18 protein-coding genes are annotated in these 16856 nt (G+C 40.7%); 14 read left to right on the forward strand and 4 right to left on the reverse strand.

The window, feature by feature from the left end; all coding sequences use genetic code 11:
• Positions 1–8: 8 nt before the first annotated feature.
• The 6 genes from ACLN19_RS07510 (at position 9) to ACLN19_RS07535 (ending at position 4204) form a co-directional block, all read left to right on the forward strand.
• Positions 9–242 carry a GlsB/YeaQ/YmgE family stress response membrane protein gene (locus ACLN19_RS07510; RefSeq protein ID WP_413384927.1) on the forward strand — a complete coding sequence of 78 codons (234 nt, stop codon included), beginning with the start codon at positions 9–11 and terminating at the stop codon, positions 240–242.
• Between the two features lie 58 nt (positions 243–300).
• Positions 301–1269: a Gfo/Idh/MocA family protein gene (locus tag ACLN19_RS07515; protein WP_413384929.1), complete on the forward strand. Its 969-nt coding sequence runs from the start codon at positions 301–303 to the stop codon at positions 1267–1269.
• A 78-nt stretch (positions 1270–1347) separates the two neighbouring features.
• Entirely contained in the window at positions 1348–2727 is a 1380-nt protein-coding gene (gene glmU, locus ACLN19_RS07520; protein ID WP_413384931.1) for a bifunctional UDP-N-acetylglucosamine diphosphorylase/glucosamine-1-phosphate N-acetyltransferase GlmU, read from the forward strand.
• An 8-nt stretch (positions 2728–2735) separates the two neighbouring features.
• The gene (locus tag ACLN19_RS07525) at positions 2736–3290 is read left to right on the forward strand and encodes an NUDIX hydrolase (RefSeq protein WP_413384933.1); all 555 of its coding nucleotides are present in this window, start codon (positions 2736–2738) and stop codon (positions 3288–3290) included.
• Entirely contained in the window at positions 3290–3505 is a 216-nt protein-coding gene (gene macP / locus ACLN19_RS07530) for a cell wall synthase accessory phosphoprotein MacP (protein WP_413384935.1), read from the forward strand. The genes ACLN19_RS07525 and macP overlap by 1 nt, the downstream gene beginning before the upstream one ends.
• 6 nt (positions 3506–3511) lie before the next feature.
• On the forward strand, positions 3512–4204 hold the full coding sequence (locus ACLN19_RS07535) for a 5'-methylthioadenosine/adenosylhomocysteine nucleosidase (RefSeq protein WP_413384937.1): 693 nt from the start codon (positions 3512–3514) through the stop codon (positions 4202–4204).
• Positions 4205–4242: 38 nt separating this feature from the next.
• Here ACLN19_RS07535 and ACLN19_RS07540 read toward each other — a convergent pair whose 3' ends face one another.
• Positions 4243–5046: a peptidylprolyl isomerase gene (locus ACLN19_RS07540; RefSeq protein ID WP_413384939.1), complete on the reverse strand. Its 804-nt coding sequence runs from the start codon at positions 5044–5046 to the stop codon at positions 4243–4245.
• A gap of 151 nt (positions 5047–5197) precedes the next feature.
• On the opposite strand from ACLN19_RS07540, the gene ACLN19_RS07545 reads away from it, so the two are divergent.
• Both ACLN19_RS07545 and tpiA read left to right on the forward strand, forming a co-directional pair.
• A complete protein-coding gene (locus ACLN19_RS07545; RefSeq protein WP_413384941.1) occupies positions 5198–7555 on the forward strand; it encodes an FtsK/SpoIIIE family DNA translocase in 2358 nt (785 codons plus the stop codon).
• Between the two features lie 94 nt (positions 7556–7649).
• Positions 7650–8408, forward strand: a complete 759-nt coding sequence (gene tpiA / locus ACLN19_RS07550) for a triose-phosphate isomerase (protein WP_413384943.1) — start codon at positions 7650–7652, stop codon at positions 8406–8408.
• Between the two features lie 70 nt (positions 8409–8478).
• On the opposite strand, the gene ACLN19_RS07555 is transcribed toward tpiA, so the two are convergent.
• The 3 genes from ACLN19_RS07555 to ACLN19_RS07565 all read right to left on the reverse strand — a co-directional run bounded on the left by ACLN19_RS07555 (position 8479) and on the right by ACLN19_RS07565 (position 11675).
• Complete coding sequence (locus tag ACLN19_RS07555; protein WP_413384945.1) at positions 8479–8781, reverse strand: DUF1827 family protein; 303 nt, start codon at positions 8779–8781, stop codon at positions 8479–8481.
• 72 nt (positions 8782–8853) lie between these two features.
• A complete protein-coding gene (locus tag ACLN19_RS07560) occupies positions 8854–9300 on the reverse strand; it encodes an NUDIX domain-containing protein (RefSeq protein WP_413384948.1) in 447 nt (148 codons plus the stop codon).
• 107 nt (positions 9301–9407) lie between these two features.
• Positions 9408–11675: an ATP-dependent Clp protease ATP-binding subunit gene (locus ACLN19_RS07565; RefSeq protein ID WP_413384950.1), complete on the reverse strand. Its 2268-nt coding sequence runs from the start codon at positions 11673–11675 to the stop codon at positions 9408–9410.
• Between the two features lie 394 nt (positions 11676–12069).
• Here ACLN19_RS07565 and ACLN19_RS07570 point away from each other — a divergent pair, with 394 nt between their 5' ends.
• The 6 genes from ACLN19_RS07570 to ACLN19_RS07595 all read left to right on the forward strand — a co-directional run bounded on the left by ACLN19_RS07570 (position 12070) and on the right by ACLN19_RS07595 (position 16776).
• The gene (locus ACLN19_RS07570; protein ID WP_413384952.1) at positions 12070–12300 is read left to right on the forward strand and encodes a DUF1797 family protein; all 231 of its coding nucleotides are present in this window, start codon (positions 12070–12072) and stop codon (positions 12298–12300) included.
• 128 nt (positions 12301–12428) lie between these two features.
• Positions 12429–13139 (forward strand): amino acid ABC transporter permease, encoded by a 711-nt coding sequence (locus ACLN19_RS07575; protein WP_413384954.1) that lies wholly within the window; start codon positions 12429–12431, stop codon positions 13137–13139.
• Entirely contained in the window at positions 13139–13873 is a 735-nt protein-coding gene (locus ACLN19_RS07580) for an amino acid ABC transporter ATP-binding protein (protein WP_413384956.1), read from the forward strand. The genes ACLN19_RS07575 and ACLN19_RS07580 overlap by 1 nt, the downstream gene beginning before the upstream one ends.
• A gap of 129 nt (positions 13874–14002) precedes the next feature.
• Positions 14003–14479, forward strand: coding sequence for a FeoA domain-containing protein (locus tag ACLN19_RS07585; protein WP_413384958.1), 477 nt, complete (start codon positions 14003–14005; stop codon positions 14477–14479).
• Positions 14476–16620: a ferrous iron transport protein B gene (gene feoB, locus ACLN19_RS07590; RefSeq protein WP_413384960.1), complete on the forward strand. Its 2145-nt coding sequence runs from the start codon at positions 14476–14478 to the stop codon at positions 16618–16620. The genes ACLN19_RS07585 and feoB overlap by 4 nt, the downstream gene beginning before the upstream one ends.
• Before the next feature lie 9 nt (positions 16621–16629).
• A complete protein-coding gene (locus ACLN19_RS07595; protein WP_413384962.1) occupies positions 16630–16776 on the forward strand; it encodes a FeoB-associated Cys-rich membrane protein in 147 nt (48 codons plus the stop codon).
• The last annotated feature ends 80 nt before the right edge of the window (positions 16777–16856 follow it).

Below are 16856 nucleotides of genomic sequence, written 5' to 3' on the forward strand. Positions count from 1 at the left end.
GAGAGCTTATGATAGGTTCACTAATCGTTGGTGCTTTGATTGGCTGGTTGGCAAGTATGGTAGCTGGCAAAAATCACACAATGGGCTGTTTATGGAATACCATTGCAGGTCTTTTGGGTGCTTTTATCGGTCAAAGGTTATTTGGTAGTTGGGGCGTTCAGTTGGCAGGCATAGCGATTATTCCCTCTATTTTGGGAGCGGTGATTGTCATTGCGGTAGCTGCTTTGATAACTGATCGTTGATAAGAAGAGATTAGGTGGCTATGTGTCACCTCTTTTGGTAGAAAAAAGGAGTTAGACGATGAGATTAGCATTACTAGGGACAGGTATGATTGTTGAGGAAGTCCTTCCTGTTTTAAGAGAAATCAAGGGTATTGAGTTGGTAGCAGTGTTATCAACACCTAGGAGTTTGGAAAAAGCACAGGCGCTTTGTGAGCGTTATGATATGGAGCAGGCAACGAGTGATTATCAGACTATTTTAGCTAATGACAAGGTGGATACTATCTATATCGGCACGCCTAATCACACCCACTATGCCTATGCCAAAGAGGCACTTTTAGCTGGTAAACACGTCATCTGTGAAAAGCCATTTACGCTTCATAAAGCTGACTTAGAAGACTTAGCAGCCCTAGCTAAAGAAAAGGGCTTAATCTTACTAGAGGCAATCACTAATCAGTATTTACCCAATACCAAGGCTATCAAAGAGCATTTACAAGAGCTTGGAGAGGTTAAGATTGTGGAGTGCAATTATTCGCAGTATTCGTCTCGGTATGATGCTTTTAAACAAGGTCATATAGCGCCAGCCTTTAATCCAGAGATGGGAGGAGGCGCTCTTAGAGACCTTAATATCTATAATATTCATCTGGTAGTTGGGCTTTTTGGGGCACCTAAAACGGTCTTTTATTTACCTAATATCGAAAGACAAGTCGATACGTCAGGTGTTTTGGTGATGGATTATGAGGGCTTTAAGTGTATCTGTATTGGTGCTAAAGATTGTAGTGCCGATATCACCTCTACCATTCAAGGCAATAAAGGCACGATTACGATTTTAGGGCCAACCAATAGCTTGCCACAAATCACAGTGACTCACCGTGATAGCCCAGCCAAAATCATCAATGACAATGGTGATTATCATCGCATGCATGCTGAATTTGAAGTATTTGAAGCTATCATCGCTCAAAATGACCTTAAAAAGGCACATAAGCAGTTAGAGCACAGTCTCTTGGTGATGGATGTACTAGATAAAGCCCAAGAAAGTCTAAAGGGCTAGGCGACAAGAAAAGTCTGCTTGAAAACAGACTTTATGCTATAATGAAGTAGCTGATAACAATTTACAAAGGAAGATATTATGTCAAATTATGCTATTATTTTAGCAGCGGGTAAGGGTACTCGTATGAAGTCGGATTTGCCAAAGGTTATGCATAAAGTAGCAGGCCTTACCATGTTGGAGCATGTTTTTAGGAGTGTAGAAGCTATTTCCCCTCAAAAGACAGTGACAGTTGTGGGGCATAAGGCAGAGCTTGTTGCTGAGGTATTGGGTGATAAGTCTGAGTTTGCGCTACAAACGGAGCAGCTGGGTACTGGTCATGCGGTGATGATGGCAAAAGAAACGCTTTTAGACTGTGAAGGGCAAACTTTGGTAATTGCAGGAGACACACCTTTAATTACAGGAGAGAGCCTAAAGAGTTTGATTGAATTTCATATCAATCATAAAAATGTAGCGACCATCCTCACAGCTGAAGCGGCCAATCCTTTTGGTTATGGACGCATTATTCGCAATTCTGACGAAGAAGTGATGAAGATTGTCGAGGAAAAAGACGCTACTGATTTTGAAAAACAAGTCACAGAAATCAACACAGGTACCTATGTTTTTGATAATCACCGCTTATTTGAAGCCTTAAAAGCTATCAATACAGACAATGCTCAAGGGGAGTATTACTTGACTGATGTGATTGGTATTTTTAAAGAAGCTGGTGAAAAGGTCGGTGCTTATAAGTTACGTGATTTTAACGAAAGTCTAGGTGTCAATGATCGTTTGGCCTTGTCAGTGGCCGAAAAAGTAATGAGAGAGCGTCTTACCAAGCACTATATGCTAAATGGTGTTAGCTTTGTTGACCCTAGTGCTGTCTATATTGACAGTGATGTGGAGATTGGTGAGGAGACAGTCATCGAAGCTAATGTCACTTTGAGAGGTAAGACACGTATCGGTAAACATGTCTTAGTGACCAATGGTTCAGCTATTTATGATTCGAGCATTGGTGATGGCAGTGTTATTACGCACTCGATGATTGAGTCTTCTACTTTAGCAGAAGGTGTCAGTGTGGGTCCTTACGCTCATATCCGCCCAGACTCTATTTTAGATAGAGAGGTACATGTTGGTAACTTTGTTGAAGTTAAAGGATCTCGCTTAGGAGAAAAGACAAAAGCAGGTCATCTGACTTACATTGGCAATGCGACAGTTGGAAAAGACGTTAATTTTGGGGCAGGTACTATCACTGTCAATTATGATGGCAAAGATAAATTTGAGACGCATATTGGTGATAATGTCTTTGTCGGTAGTCACTCGACCTTGATTGCACCTGTTCGTATCGGTGACAACGCTCTTAGTGCAGCAGGCTCAACAATTACTGATGATATTCCCAAAGATGGCTTAGCTATTGGACGAGCTCGTCAAGTTATTAAAGAAGGCTATGCCAAAACAAAACCGCATCATCCTTGTCAGAAGTGAGGTGTCCTATGGAGTTTGAAGAAAAAACAGTAGAACGTAAGTCCATTTTTAAGGGACAGATTTTTGAGGTAGCTCTGGATACCGTCGAGCTACCAAATAGTTTGGGGCAAGCGAGACGTGAGTTAATTTTTCACAAGGGGGCTGTTGCTGTTTTAGCCGTCACAGATGATGATAAGATTATCCTTGTCAAGCAATACCGTAAGGCTATTGAGCGTGTCTCCTACGAAATTCCAGCAGGCAAGCTAGAATTGGGGGAGAAAGGTTGCGAACTAGAAGCAGCTAAGCGTGAGTTAGAGGAAGAGACAGGTTATCAAGGACAGCTAGAAGAACTTTATCGTTTTTATAGTGCTATTGGTTTTTGTAATGAGCATATCACACTTTATCTGGCAACACAGCTTAAAAAAGTTCCTCATCCACGTCCTAAAGATGCAGATGAAGTGATTGAGTTGTTGGAGTTGACTTATCAAGAATGTATGAATTTGATTGAAACGGGTGATATTTGCGATGCAAAGACCATTATAGCGCTTCAATACTATGCGCTTAATCATGGAGGTAACGCTTAGTGGGCAAGCCTTTATTGACAGATGACATCATAGAAGAAGCTAAACAAGCCAAAAACACCTCAGAAGATAGAGCTTATAAAACGGAGCAGCCTATCTATAAAAGTCGTCGTATTGAGCAAGAAAAACGAAAAGCTTTTCGTAGAAAGCTAAATATGATTTTAGTGGTGGTTTTGCTTTTGTTATGTGCTCTTATTTATGCAGTATTTAATTGGTGAGGTAAGATGAGAATTGGAATTATTGCAGCTATGGAAGAGGAGTTGCGCCTTTTAGTCGAACAGTTAGAGGATACAAAGACGTCTATTCATTTAGGACAGACCTACTATAGCGGGAGATTAGAAAAGCATGAGCTTGTTTTGGTACAGTCTGGTGTAGGAAAGGTCATGTCTGCTATGAGTGTGGCTGTTTTGGTGGATAGATTTCAAGTTGAGGCTATTATCAATACAGGATCTGCAGGAGCTGTAGCAGACGGCATAGCGATTGGAGATGTGGTAGTAGCCGACAGATTGGTTTATCACGATGTGGATTTGAGTGCCTTTGGTTACGCTTATGGGCAAATGTCGATGCAACCTCTTTATTTTGAAGCAGATAAATCTTTTGTAGAGACCTTCCAAAAAGCACTTGCTAAGAGTCATCAAAGAAGCCATATCGGACTTATTGCGACAGGAGATAGTTTTATTGCGGGTGAGGACAAAATCACAGTTATCAAAGAAGCTTTTCCAGAGGTTTTAGCCGTTGAGATGGAAGGTGCCGCTATTGCACAAGCTGCTCATGTAGCAAAGCGTCCCTTTATCGTTGTGCGTGCCATGAGTGATACAGCTGCACATGATGCTAATATCACGTTTGATACGTTTATTGTCGAAGCAGGACGAGCTTCTGCACATGCCTTGATAGCTTTCTTAAAAGACTTAGCATAAGAAAAAACGTCTAGGTTTTCCTAGACGTTTTTTAGTGATTAGTCGAAGTTATAATCTTTGAGGATTTTGATTGAGGTGATGGTCACTTTGTCGGTTGGTTTATGGCTATTGTCGGTCTCTACCTGAGCGATGCGATCGACAACATCCATACCTGAGACGACCTGTCCAAAGACAGTATAGTTTCCGTCAAGATCGGGATTACCCCCTTTTTGATAAGCCTCAATGATACTTTTTGGATAGGTCTTTGAGCTAAGGCTAGAAGCATAATCATAGGTATTTTGATTGATGAAAAATTGACTGCCATTAGTATCTGCACCGCTATTTGCCATAGCTAGACTACCTCGAAGATTGTAAAGGTAGGGACTAATTTCATTTTTAAAGCCTGAGCCATTATCTTTACTGCTATCCACCCCTTGCCAAATGGATTGACCACCTGTTCCGTCACCATTTGGGTCGCCTGCTTGAATGACAAAATCATTGATCACACGGTGGAAGGTGAGATTGTCATAATAACCTTCTTTGGCGTGTGTTAAAAAATTTTCAACAGCAAGAGGTGCGTAGGTCGGAAAAAGCTTGATGGTAATATCGCCAAGTGATGTTGTCATCAGGACCTCAGCCTCGTCTTTTGAGACAGTATCTGTCAGTTGGGGAAAGGCAGATTTGTCAGCTTTTAGCGCTTTTTCTAGCTCTTTTTGATAAGCTTTTGCTTCTTCTTGACTAGAGCTGGTGGCTAATTTTGTATTCACGTAGTCATCTCCTTTTAGTAGGCGTTCAATAGATTGACATCCTGCTAGCGTAGAGCCTACTAAGAGCAAGATACCAAGATAGAGGATTTTTTTCATAAGAGCTTCCTTTCTCGTTTTCTTCATTGTATCATAGAAGGCTTAAATTCCCTAGTAAATCTTTTAGTTTTTTGGGATAGTTAGCCAAGGCTTTTGTAAGTTTGTAAATTATGATAAAATGAAAGAGAATATCTATCAGTTAGGAAATATTATGGCAACAAAGAAAAAAACAGGAAAGAAAGGACGTACCACAAGGCGTCCCACAAAGGCTGAACAAGAAAAACAACAAGCCTTTCAAAGGGCACTTATCATATGTTTTATAATCGTTGCGCTTGTGTGTGCTTTATTACGCTTAGGTGCATTTGGAGTTACCCTTTACAATATGATACGCTTTGTTGTTGGTAGCCTTGCTTATCTAGTGATAGGTGCGATATTGGTTTATCTCTTTGCTGATCGCTGGGTTAAAAAGCATGACTCCCTTCTAGGTGGTTTTGTGGTGAGCATGATTGGGCTTTTGATAGAATGGCATGCTTATCTCTTTTTTCTCCCTGAAAATCGTGGCAAGGAGGTTTTTGAACAAACAGCAAAGCTCATTAGCAGTGATTTGCTACATTTTAAAGTCCAGCATTTTGTTGGTGGCGGCATGTTAGGTGCAGCTATTTATAAGCCAATAGCGTTTTTATTTTCTAATATTGGATCCTTTATGATTGGTGGTTTGTTTATCGCCATAGGTCTCTTTTTGATGAGCTCTTGGGATGTATATGACCTTGTTGATTTTGCCCATAAAATCTATGACAAACTCACACTCAAGTATGAAGCTGCCAAGCAAAAGCGTTTTATGAAGCGTGAAGCGCAAAAAGAGCAAAAACGTTTGGCAGAAGCTACTAAGCAAGCAGAAAAAGAGCGATTAGATGAGTTGTCTGTTGATTTAGAGACAGGTGAAATTTTAGAGGATAGGGCTATAGAACCTTTTGAGCAATCACTTTTTAGTGATGAGCCACAGATTTTAGACTATCAGACGCCTGAGGAGAGCTACTATGATGATGCTAGCCAGGATCAGCCTTTTGAAGAGATTGTTTATGATATGGATCATTTAGATGAGACAGATGACGCAGATGTGTCGGTCTCTTTTGAGACGCCAGCTCTAAAACATTATCAGCTACCAAGCCTTGACTTGTTTGCTCCTGATAAGCCTAAAAATCAATCTAAGGAAAAGCATCTAGTCAGACAAAATATTGGTGTACTGGAGGAGACTTTTAAGAGTTTTGGGATTGATGTTAAGGTGGAGCGTGCTGAAATTGGCCCTTCTGTCACCAAGTATGAAGTCAAGCCCGCTGTGGGTGTCAGGGTCAATCGTATCTCCAATCTAGCTGACGATTTAGCACTAGCTTTAGCGGCTAAGGATGTCCGTATAGAAGCGCCTATCCCTGGAAAATCTCTGGTCGGTATAGAAGTACCTAATTCAGAGATTGCGACGGTTTCGTTTCGTGAATTATGGGAACAATCAAAGACAGATCCGACAAATCTTTTAGAAGTGCCTCTTGGAAAAGCTGTCAATGGCAGTGCTAGAAGCTTTAATCTCGCTCGTATGCCCCATTTGCTAGTTGCAGGATCTACTGGTTCTGGAAAATCTGTCGCGGTCAATGGGATTATCTCAAGCATTCTCATGAAAGCTAGACCAGATCAGGTCAAATTTCTGATGATTGATCCTAAAATGGTCGAATTATCCGTTTACAATGACATTCCCCATTTATTGATTCCTGTGGTGACCAATCCTCGAAAAGCCAGTCGAGCGCTTCAAAAAGTTGTGGACGAGATGGAAAAACGCTATGAACTCTTTAGCCATTTTGGAGTACGTAATATCGCTAGCTACAATGCTAGGGTCGATGCCCACAATGCTCAGTCTGAGCTCAAAGAACAACCTCTTCCTTTGATTGTTGTTATTGTTGATGAGTTAGCTGACTTGATGATGGTAGCGAGTAAGGAAGTCGAGGATGCGATTATTCGTCTGGGACAAAAAGCGCGTGCCGCAGGCATTCACATGATTTTAGCGACACAAAGGCCATCTGTTGATGTTATCTCTGGTTTAATCAAAGCTAATGTTCCCTCACGTGTTGCCTTTGCCGTCTCAAGTGGGACAGATAGCCGTACCATTTTAGATGAAAATGGCGCTGAGAAGTTATTGGGACGCGGTGATATGTTGTTTAAACCTATTGATGAAAATCACCCAGTCCGTCTGCAAGGCTCTTTTATTTCTGATGATGATGTTGAGCGCATTGTCAGCTTTATCAAAGATCAAGCTAAGGCAGACTATGATGAGAGTTTTGACCCTGGTGAAGTGTCTGATCATGATATCGGTGCTAATTATGCGCAAGAAGATGATTATTTTGAAGAGGCTAAGGCCTTGGTTATTGATAATCAAAAAGCTAGCGCAGCTATGTTACAGCGCCGTCTCATGATTGGATTTCCACGAGCTACGAGCTTGATGGAGCAGCTAGAAGCAGCAGGGGTTATTGGACCACCAGAAGGAACGAAACCTAGAAAAGTCCTCATCGCTAAAGAAGAGTAGTACAATATTGTCATAAAAGTGAGACTTTATCTTTTAATCACACCTAAAATGTGATAAAATAAACAAGTAAATAAAAAAAGAAGAGGTATGTGAAATGTCACGTAAACCATTTATCGCTGGTAACTGGAAAATGAATAAAAACCCACAAGAAGCTCAAGCTTTTGTGGAAGCTATTGCTGGCAAATTACCATCAGAAGACCTTGTTGAAGCAGCTATCGCAGCACCAGCTGTTGATTTGAATGCTCTCCTTTGGTTTGCTAAAGACTCATCTCTTAAAGTTGCGGCGCAAAACTGCTACTTTGAAGATGCAGGTGCCTTTACAGGTGAAACAAGCCCTAAAGTATTAAATGAAATGGGTGTGGATTATGTTGTGATCGGTCACTCAGAGCGTCGTGACTACTTCCACGAAACAGACGAAGATATCAACAAAAAAGCAAAAGCTATTTTTGCAAATGGTATGCTTCCAATTATCTGTTGTGGTGAGTCTCTTGAGACATACGAAGCAGGTCAAGCGGCTGAGTTTGTTGGACGCCAAGTATCAGCAGCGCTTGCTGGTTTGACTGCAGAACAAGTAGCATCAGCTGTTATCGCTTATGAGCCAATCTGGGCTATCGGTACTGGTAAATCAGCAACTCAAGACGATGCACAACACATGTGTAAAACAGTCCGTGACGTTGTTGCAGCAGACTTTGGTCAAGAAGTAGCTGATAAAGTCCGTATCCAATACGGTGGTTCTGTGAAACCTGAAAACGTAGCAGAATACATGGCTTGTCCAGATGTTGACGGAGCGCTTGTCGGTGGAGCATCACTTGAAGCTGACAGCTTCTTAGCACTTCTTGATTTTGTCAAATAATATCATTATCGAAAGCCTGCGTAAGTGGGCTTTTGATTTGCTCAAAAAAAGCTACCCTTGAGGTAGCTTTTTAAATTTTAGCTGGAATTGAGATTTCAATCAAATTACTAGTATGCAAGGTTTGGATTTTATCGAGATGAGCGATACTGTGGTCAATTTTTCGCTTAAGGAAAAATTCACGAATAGCTTCGAGTTCTTCATCCTTGATGGCACGGTACTTGTTTGAAATCAAAATTTCGTAATGGTAAGGCGCTTGGGTAAAAACAACATCCGTATTACCCGCTGAGTAAGTTTCGACCAAGGTGGCATCGGTATTGCGCAATTGCCCTTGTACCAACTCACCGTGGCTACTTGTGGTGTTGATAAGCCTCATAATTGACCTCCTAATATTATACTTTCTTATATTATAGCATTTATTAGGAGGAAAAGCTTAAATATTGAGGTTCTAATGGTGATTTTTTTCCCAAGCTTCAACACCAAAGCGATGACTTCCCCTTTTTAGGTGTTTTTTGGCTTCATTAAGAGAAAACCAAGCGATATGGTTAAAGTCCTCAAGTGGTTTACCTTCGATATGATAGTTGGTCACTTCATAGAGATAAGCGGGGTTGTAAAAGTAAGTATCACGATGGCTAGAGTAGAAGTACTCATCAGCCTGACCGTAGTAGTAGCCAATCGTTGCGCTAAATCCTAGCTCTTCTAACAATTCACGCTCAAGAGCTGTCATATGGCTCTCACCTGCCTCTATCTCGCCCCCAGGTAAAAACCAAGAACCGTTGGGAGCTTGCACCAGTATAATTTCACTCTTGTCGTGATTAGGGATGATAGCATAGACACCGTGACGTGTGACGTAGTGAGTGTCTTCCTTTTTCTGACCAAATGTCGCAATAGCCATTTTATCTCCTCCTTGTAGGCTTGATTAGTGCTATTATACTAAAAAAAAGCCTAAATTTCTGCAATCTTGCTTTGGTGATGAAAAAAAAGAAAGGATTGCCCTTTCTTTTAGTGTTCTTCTTGGTTGACTTCTACCTCTTGTAATTTGTTAGCTTTGATGTAGATGTCCCCTTTACTATTGAGGACAGCTTTGAGGTCTTTGTCTTGTGGATGTTCAAGATAAAAGTCTGTGATAGCGTCTTCGATATGATCTTGTATCGTACGACGTAGTGGTCTAGCGCCCATTTTAGGGTCATAGCCCAAGTCAACTAATTTTTCTTTGACTTTATCAGTGACATCTAGGTGGATGCCATTAACGGCTAGACGATTGTTGACAGACTCTAACATCAAGTCAACGATAAGGAGGAGATTATCCTTGCTAAGTGGTTTGAATTCGATGATACCATCAAAACGGTTCATAAATTCTGGGCTAAAGAAGTTCCCTAATTCGCCAAGAACAGAGTTTGTCCGTCCCTCTCTTGCAGCACCAAACCCAACACTAGCTTCTGTTTTGCCAGTTCCAGCATTTGAGGTCATGATGATAATGGTATCTTTAAAGCTGACAGTACGCCCTTGTCCATCTGTCAAGCGTCCATCATCAAGGACTTGAAGAAACATATGCATGACATCAGGATGAGCTTTTTCTACCTCATCAAGTAGGATAAGAGAATAAGGATTGCGACGGACTTTTTCGGTTAATTGTCCAGCTTCATCATAGCCAACATAGCCTGGAGGAGCTCCGACTAGTTTTGAGACAGCGTGTTTTTCCATGTATTCACTCATATCAAAGCGGATCATGCTGTCACTAGAGCCAAAGAGTTCGATAGCCAGTTGCTTAGATAATTCTGTTTTTCCGACACCAGTTGGTCCGACAAAGAGAAATGAACCGATTGGGCGATTAGGGCTTCCTAATCCCACACGGTTACGACGAATGGCTTTAGCAATTTTATCGACAGCTTCGTCTTGCCCAATGACGTGCTTTTTGAGGTCACTCGCTAAGTGGATAAGCTGTGATTGTTCTTTTTCTTTGAGATCACCGACAGGGATATGCGTTTTTTCTTCGATGATATGCTCGATAGTCTTTTCAGTAATGATAGGTGTATCTTGGTCATCGATTTTTTGTTGTTGCATTTCCTTGTATTTAGCAATCTGGTCGCGGAAATAAGCAGCGCGTTCAAAATCTTCATCACGTGTAGCTTGAGCTTTGAGATTTTCAGCTTCAATGAGACGCTTGTCAATCTCTTTAGGATCTACAAAATTCAGAGTGAGGTTCATCTTAGAGCCTGCTTCATCGAGTAGGTCAATTGCCTTATCTGGTAAGAAGCGGTCTTGGATATAGCGATTAGATAAGACAGCAGAGGCTTCAATGGCATCGTCACTATATTTGACGTGATGATAGTCTTCGTATTTTTTTTGAATCCCTTTTAAAATAGTGATGGTCTCTTCGACACTAGGTTCGTCAACTTTAACAGGTTGCATACGGCGCTCAAGAGCAGCATCTTTTTCGATAATGCGGTATTCATTTAGCGTTGTTGCCCCTACTAACTGCAACTCTCCGCGCGCTAGAGCTGGTTTTAAGATGTTACCAGCATCCATATTGCCATCCCCAGCAGAGCCTGCTCCTACGATTTCATGGATTTCGTCAATAAAGAGGATAACGTCTTGACGCTCTCTAATTTCTTCCATGAGTTTTTGCATACGCTCTTCAAATTGTCCGCGAATGCCAGTTCCTTGTACGAGACTGACCACATCTAGTCTAATGACTTGCTTGGCTTGGAGTTTTTGAGGGACATCCCCGTCAACAATTTTTTGGGCGAGACCTTCAACAACAGCGGTCTTACCAACACCAGGCTCTCCGATGAGGACAGGATTATTTTTGGTTCTGCGGTTTAGAATTTCGATGACACGGACAATCTCACTGTCACGTCCAATGACAGGATCAATATCCCCGCGGCGTGCCATATCTGTAATGTTGATACCAAATTCCTCAAGGAGACCAGGTTCTTGTTGAGGCGCTTTAGGTTGATTAGGACGGCGATTGTTGCCACCTCCAGAATTTCCTCCTGCTTGTGTTGGTGGTGTGTTTGGCAAATCTTGACCACCAAAGGCACGAAAGTTATTTAAATCACCAAAGAAATCATCAAAAAGTGGATTAAAGTTATTAGTGTTTTGCTGATTTGTTGCTTTAGGTGTCAAGCCAGACAAGAGGCTGTTATTAGGGTCTGTCTTAATAATTTGATAACAATTTTGACAGAGGTCAACCTGTTTTTGTTGACCGTTGATATTAGTGTAGAGATGAATAGTTGCTTCGTTAAGATTACAATTTTGACAGAGCATAGATTACCCCCTTCTTCTTAATCAATCTGCTATGCTAAGCGTTAAGGCTATTAGCACCAAGTTAGTATTGATTAGTCAAACTTGGTCAAACTTTATAGTTCTATTATAGCACGCACTTTTTAGAATGCAAGAAAAAAGATTAGTTTTTAGCACTCTTTGTCTTAAAGTGCTAAAAAGAATAGAATAGTTGGAAATGAATAAATATAGAATTTAAAATGTATAAAAGCAACTATTTGTTAGGCTTGGCGATTTGTGATGGTCGTAAAGTCTTGTTGTGATTGTCATTATTATCTTAAAATCGTCAGCTTATCTCATCAATCAAGAGTTTTTCTTGTCCTAGAGCCCTATTTTATGGTAAAATAAAGTGACATTAAAAACTAAGAGGAGAATTAACATGGAATCACATTTGGTGAGAATCATCAATCGTTTGGAATTGATGGCGACAGATGGTGGTAATCTTAAACGCAACTTTGAACGTGAGGGCGTTGTTGTCGCAGAGGTCGGCTTTAGCAACGATGCAGAAAATGGTCCTGTCTTTACCTTGCGCGATGTCAATGCTCGTGAAGTTTATCAATTTGATAGCATTGACTTGATTGCGATGGAAATTTACGATTTGCTCTATTAAGAAAAATCCAAGTTTTCTTGGATTTTTTTGTTTTCAAAAGGCTACTAAGTAAAAATGAATAAAGGTTGTATCTTTATTCAATATATGGTATAATCAATAAATCATTTAGCTTTAGGGGGATAAGAGTAGTGGATTTTTCATTTTTGCCACAGTACTTAGCTTATTTTAATTATGGTGTCTTAGTCACCATTATGATTTCGATTTGTGTGGTCTTTTTTGGGAGTATTATCGGTGTTTTAGTGGCTTTGATTAAGCGTGGGCATCTGGTGATTATGGGGCATGAAGTCCGTTTCTTTAAGTGGTTGGTTAGTGCTTATGTCTGGATTTTTCGTGGGACACCGATGCTGGTGCAAATTGCTATAGCCTTTGCATGGATGAGCTTTTTTAATGGCATGCCAACGGTTGGTTTTGGTGTTATTGATATGGATTTTTCACGGATTATGCCAGGGATTGTCATCTTGTCTTTAAATAGTGGTGCTTATATCTCTGAGATTGTTCGTGCGGGTATTGAAGCTGTGCCAAAAGGTCAGCTAGAAGCGGCTTATTCGTTAGGGATTCGTCCAACTAAAGCTATGCGCTATGTGATTTTACCACAAGCATTTAAAAACATCTTGCCAGCTTTAGGTAATGAATTTATTACGATTGTTAAGGACAGCTCACTTCTTCAAACCATTGGGATTATGGAGTTGTGGGGAGGCGCGACAACCATTCAAGCCAAAACCTATATTCCCTTGACACCTTACTTATTTGCTGCTTTTTATTACCTCGTGGTGACAACGGTTTTATCAGCTTTACTTAAATGGATGGAAAATCATCTTGGAAAAGGAGAACAACACTAATGACAGAGACAATTATCTCGATTAAGGGACTGCATAAGTCATTTGGGAAAAATCATATTTTAAAGGGTATTGATTTAGATGTCCAAAAAGGGGAAGTGGTTGCTATCATTGGTCCTTCAGGGTCAGGGAAATCCACTTTTTTACGAACTATGAATCTGTTGGAAGAGCCAAGTCAGGGAACGATTTTATTTGAAGGTGTTGATATTACAGATCGCTCTAACGATATTTTTAAGATGCGTGAGAAGATGGGGATGGTGTTTCAGCAGTTTAACCTTTTTCCTAACATGTCTGTTTTAGATAATATCACCTTGGCACCAATGAAAACTAAGGGTATTGATAAGGCGAGTGCTGAGGCAAAGGCTTATGAACTTCTAGAGCGTGTGGGGCTTAAAGATAAGGCAAAAGCTCATCCACAAAGTCTCTCAGGTGGTCAACAACAACGGATTGCTATTGCGAGAGGGTTAGCGATGGATCCTGACGTTTTGTTGTTTGACGAGCCTACCTCAGCTCTTGATCCAGAGATGGTCGGCGAGGTACTAGGTGTTATGCAAGATCTAGCCAAGTCAGGTATGACTATGGTCATTGTCACTCATGAAATGGGCTTTGCTCGTGAGGTAGCTGATCGTGTGATTTTCATGGATGGAGGCAATATCGTCGAAGAAGGAAGCCCCGAGCAAGTCTTTGACCATACCAAAGAAGAACGTACTAGAGATTTTTTAGGGCGTGTCTTATAGAGATAAAGTCGAGTATCACTCGACTTTTTATAATGATTATAATATTGAATATTCTGTTAATTTGGGAATAATTTGTGATATAATAAACAAAAATGTTACTACCATATTAAAGAGAAGAGGTCAAGAAATATGCTTTTAGATGACGCCTATCTGTCAACGCCGTATATTATTAGGACTATTCATTTACCAAAAGAGAGTGTGTCACATTTATCTCATCTGGGAATGAGGCAGGGAGAGACGGTGCGTTTGCTAGCTAAGACAAAAGAGGGAGCTATTGTGATGCTAAAAGGAAGTCGCTTAGCTTTTGATCAGTCTATTTTGCAAAAAGTTGAAGTGGTAAGAGCTGATGAGGATGAGGCTAAAAGCATCCCTTTATCGGATTTACCTCTTGACACTTACGCTTATATTGAGGATATTTTTGCGCAAAAGGATGTTAAAAGACGCTTAATGGATATGGGGTTGACACGCCATACAAAGGTTTATCTGCGAAAAGTCGCTCCGCTTGGTGACCCTATTGAGCTTAGTTTGCGTGGTTATGAGTTGACCCTTAGAAAATCAGAAGCCGCCTCAATTAGTGTTGTTCCTATCAAGGAGGAAGGGAAATGACAGAGATTGCACTTATTGGAAATCCAAATAGTGGTAAGACGACTCTATTTAATCGCTTGACAGGCTCTAATCAGCATGTCGGCAATTGGCCAGGGGTAACGGTAGAGCGTAAAAGTGGTAAGATTAAAGGGCATAAAGACTTGTTGCTGCAAGACTTACCAGGTATTTACTCGATGTCTCCTTACACCCCAGAAGAGACTGTGGCTAGAGATTATTTGCTGTCTAATAGAGCTAGTATCATTGTTAATGTTGTAGATAGTACTAATCTGGAGCGTAACCTTTATTTGACGACTCAGTTGATAGAGATGGGCTTGCCCGTTTTACTAGCACTTAATATGACAGATATCTTAAAGAATAAGCAAAAGCAAATCTCAGCGGATAAGTTGTCCTATCAGTTAGGGGTTAGTGTCGTGGAGATGAGTGCTAGATCGGGCTTGGGAGTCACCAAAGCACTTAAAGAAGTCAACTCTTTACTAAAACACCCAAAGAAAGCTCTGATGCCGACATATGATGATAAGCTAGAAGCCGCTTTAGCAGAGATTATAGAGGTCTTAGGAGATAGTGTACCTAGTCGTTTCAAGCGTTTTTATGCGATTAAGCTGTTTGAGCGTGATAGCTTGGTTGCAAAAGAGCTTGATTTATCTGTATTTCAACGTCGCGAAATTGATGACATTATCGCTATTACAGAAGAGATTTTTACCGAAGAAAGTGAGGCTATTGTCATCAATGAGCGCTATGCTTTTATTGAGCGTGTTTGTCAAATGGCTATGCATGAACAAGACGACTTTAGCCTGAGCAACTCAGATAAGATTGACCAGATAGTGACCAATCGCTTTTTAGCCTTGCCGATTTTTGCTTTGGTGATGTTTTTGGTTTATTATCTATCCATTCAAACGGTGGGTACACTAGCAACTGACTGGGTCAATGATGTTTTATTTGGAGAGTATGTCCCTCATCTAGCAACGACGTTTTTGGAGAAATTAAAGGTCGATATGTGGCTACAATCGTTAATTGTGGATGGGATTATCGCTGGGGTGGGAGCTGTTTTAGGCTTTTTGCCACAGATTTTTGTTCTTTTTTGGTGTTTGGGTATCTTAGAGGATATCGGCTATATGAGCCGCATTGCCTTTATTATGGATAGGCTTTTTAGACGTTTTGGTCTATCTGGAAAATCTTTTATTCCAATGCTGATTTCGACAGGTTGTGGGGTCCCTGGTATTATGGCTAGTCGGACAATCGAAAGTGAGAGAGAACGAAAGATAACGATTATGACGACGACCTTTATGCCTTGCTCAGCTAAACTATCAATTATAGCTTTAATTGCAGGAGCTTTTTTCCCAGGTAATGCTTTTGTGGCGCCTAGTAGCTATTTTCTAGGAATGTTAGCCATTATTTTATCAGGTATCGGGATGAAAAAGACACGTCTTTTAGGTGGTTATACCAGTCCCTTTGTCATGGAATTACCAGCTTATCATCTGCCTAAGTTAGGTGCTGTCTGTCGTTATGCTTATTTAAAGGCGCTAAGTTTTGCTAAACGTGCTGGAACGATTATTTTTAGTTTGACCATTATCATTTGGTTCACTAGCTCTTATAACATGGCTTTTGAGCAGGTAGAGACAGATAAAAGCATCCTAGCAGATCTAGGGCGATTATTGGCTGGAGTATTTTCGCCATTAGGTTTTGGTAATTGGAGAGCCACAGTAGCCGCTATTAGTGGCTTGGTGGCTAAGGAGACAGTGGTCGCTACATTTGGTATTCTCTATCACCAGCCTGATGCTGATGAGATGAGTCGTCAACTTTGGTCGAGTTTGCAAGCAGACTATAGTCCACTAGCTGCTTATTCCTTTATGACCTTTAATTTGTTATGTGCACCGTGTTTTGCAGCTATTGGAGCCATCAAGCGTGAGATGAATGCTATTTCTTGGACAGTTGGAGCTATTTTGTTTCAGACAGGACTGGCTTATGTGGTGAGTTTATTGGTGTACCAATTTGGTCTGGTCTTGATTTACCATAGCCCTATTCGTTTTTGGACAATAATAGCGATGTGCTTGACGGTGATTCTGCTTTATTTGATTGTAAGAAAGCCAAATGACAAAGACTTGGTGATTAGTTTGGATAATTTAGCCTTGATTGAGAAGTAAAGGAGAGCTATGTCAACAATTATTATTGCGATTATCATTTTTTTAGGCGCTATTTTAGCGCTGAGGCGCTATATCAAGCAAAAGGGATCTTGCGGTGATTGCGCGTGCAGTTGTCCTGTTAAGGAGGAGATGGCTAAACAACATCATGATAAGTAGAAAAGGGACTTTCTTTTTCACTGTCGTAAGTGTCTAGAGTTTTGAGAATTGAAAAATCTATCTAAGTTTAATATTTGATA

The organism is Streptococcus lishijunsis, assembly GCF_047290665.1.
Classification (GTDB): domain Bacteria; phylum Bacillota; class Bacilli; order Lactobacillales; family Streptococcaceae; genus Streptococcus.

Bases quoted from the DNA above. Each gene is read 5' to 3' on its own strand.
- ACLN19_RS07525 (WP_413384933.1), top strand. From the start codon at position 2,736: ATGGAGTTTGAAGAAAAAACAGTAGAACGTAAGTCCATTTTTAAGGGA.
- ACLN19_RS07595 (WP_413384962.1), top strand. From the start codon at position 16,630: ATGTCAACAATTATTATTGCGATTATCATTTTTTTAGGCGCTATTTTA.
- ACLN19_RS07510 (WP_413384927.1), top strand. From the start codon at position 9: ATGATAGGTTCACTAATCGTTGGTGCTTTGATTGGCTGGTTGGCAAGT.
- ACLN19_RS07570 (WP_413384952.1), top strand. From the start codon at position 12,070: ATGGAATCACATTTGGTGAGAATCATCAATCGTTTGGAATTGATGGCG.
- ACLN19_RS07560 (WP_413384948.1), bottom strand. From the start codon at position 9,300: ATGGCTATTGCGACATTTGGTCAGAAAAAGGAAGACACTCACTACGTC.
- ACLN19_RS07580 (WP_413384956.1), top strand. From the start codon at position 13,139: ATGACAGAGACAATTATCTCGATTAAGGGACTGCATAAGTCATTTGGG.
- ACLN19_RS07515 (WP_413384929.1), top strand. From the start codon at position 301: ATGAGATTAGCATTACTAGGGACAGGTATGATTGTTGAGGAAGTCCTT.
- tpiA (WP_413384943.1), top strand. From the start codon at position 7,650: ATGTCACGTAAACCATTTATCGCTGGTAACTGGAAAATGAATAAAAAC.
- glmU (WP_413384931.1), top strand. From the start codon at position 1,348: ATGTCAAATTATGCTATTATTTTAGCAGCGGGTAAGGGTACTCGTATG.
- ACLN19_RS07535 (WP_413384937.1), top strand. From the start codon at position 3,512: ATGAGAATTGGAATTATTGCAGCTATGGAAGAGGAGTTGCGCCTTTTA.
- ACLN19_RS07565 (WP_413384950.1), bottom strand. From the start codon at position 11,675: ATGCTCTGTCAAAATTGTAATCTTAACGAAGCAACTATTCATCTCTAC.
- feoB (WP_413384960.1), top strand. From the start codon at position 14,476: ATGACAGAGATTGCACTTATTGGAAATCCAAATAGTGGTAAGACGACT.
- ACLN19_RS07585 (WP_413384958.1), top strand. From the start codon at position 14,003: ATGCTTTTAGATGACGCCTATCTGTCAACGCCGTATATTATTAGGACT.
- ACLN19_RS07545 (WP_413384941.1), top strand. From the start codon at position 5,198: ATGGCAACAAAGAAAAAAACAGGAAAGAAAGGACGTACCACAAGGCGT.
- ACLN19_RS07555 (WP_413384945.1), bottom strand. From the start codon at position 8,781: ATGAGGCTTATCAACACCACAAGTAGCCACGGTGAGTTGGTACAAGGG.
- ACLN19_RS07540 (WP_413384939.1), bottom strand. From the start codon at position 5,046: ATGAAAAAAATCCTCTATCTTGGTATCTTGCTCTTAGTAGGCTCTACG.